Consider the following 1,334-nt stretch of genomic DNA (forward strand, 5'->3'; position numbering starts at 1 on the left):
AGATGGCTGTATATATTTTAATAAGCCATTAATGATTCAGAGTACCTTAATAAGATAAAGATCGACTATCCCGGGGGAAGTATGACTAAGCATAATGAGCAAATAGCAAAATCCAGACTTGGGCGCTTATTAGTAAACCGCGGTTATATTAGCGAAGCGCAACTTGATCAAGCACTTCAGCTTCAAGCCTCCGAGAACATGATGCTTGGTGAGGTCTTAATTAAGCAAGGCTGGATTAGTGAGAAAGAGCTAAATAGAACACTTAAGCATCAGTCTCGTTACCGTTACACTGCAGCATTTGTTGCTTTGGCTGCGGCGCCGTTTCAACCGATGCTTGCTATGGCTGCGAGTCCCGCTGCAGCTTTACCAATTAATAACACCAGTAGCGCTGAGCTAACACGAGAACAGTTAGGTAAGTTTGGCGGCATGCAGATGCTTGATGACGAAGCTTTGGCAGGTGTTAATGCCCAAGGGTTCGGTCCAATACCAGGTATGGGGCTTAGCATCGGTCAGAATGCTGACGGAGCGGTTGCCGGTTTTCAGCATAAATATAACGACGAAGATGAATATGAAGAGCCCAAGGATGAGCAAGTGGCTTATGAGTTAGCGGACAGTGTATTAACCATGGCAGGTGTTGGTCCGATATCTAACCTGATTGAAGCAGATATTTCTATTGAGGGTTTGAAATACCAGGAAGGAAGAGGGCCTATAGAAATTACTGACGAAGGCGGTATAAAAATATATATGCCGACAGAAATTGCTCGAATTAGCATGGAGAATATTCGAGTTAAAGGAAATACTAGCGGCCCAACTATGGGAAGCATTTACATGTCTGATATCAAGTATCATCCAGATTCCAGCTATACAATTACCGCGAGAAACTAAGCTCTCTACGTTGTTATACATAAAAAAACAGGCGCGAGCCTGTTTTTTTATGCGTCAAAATAGGGCACTCGAACATAAAAAATTAGTTAGGGCTTTTCCTTGCTATATCGCTTCCCTATACCGGTTGAGAAAGCTATTATTCAACACGTTAATTGAGTTATAGAGAATTGTTATGCCAAAAATAGCCAGTGGAATCGTACGATTCAAAACCGAAGTGTACCCTCAGAAGAAAGAACTATTCGATCAACTTGTGAAAGGGCAGCATCCAGAAGCTCTTTTTATTACATGCTCTGATTCTCGTATTGACCCAAACCTTTTAGTTCAGACGGAACCAGGGGAACTATTCATATGTCGAAATGCAGGCAATATTGTTCCACCGCATAGCAACTATACTGGTGGTACCACGGCAACGATTGAGTATGCTGTTGCCGTTCTTGAAGTCAAACATA

2 protein-coding genes are annotated in these 1,334 nt (G+C 42.4%); both read left to right on the top strand.

The window, feature by feature from the left end; all coding sequences use genetic code 11:
- Positions 1–81: 81 nt before the first annotated feature.
- Positions 82–885, top strand: a complete 804-nt coding sequence (locus A3757_RS18305) for a hypothetical protein (RefSeq protein WP_068508465.1) — start codon at positions 82–84, stop codon at positions 883–885.
- A 172-nt stretch (positions 886–1,057) separates the two neighbouring features.
- A partial coding sequence (locus A3757_RS18310) for a carbonic anhydrase (RefSeq protein ID WP_304439198.1) occupies positions 1,058–1,334 on the top strand: 277 nt, incomplete at its 3' end.

This window comes from Oleiphilus sp. HI0117, assembly GCF_001635235.1.

What these genes read in the sequence shown, in the direction of transcription:
- A3757_RS18305 (WP_068508465.1), top strand. Translation starts at nt 82, where the DNA reads ATGACTAAGCATAATGAGCAAATAGCAAAATCCAGACTTGGGCGCTTA.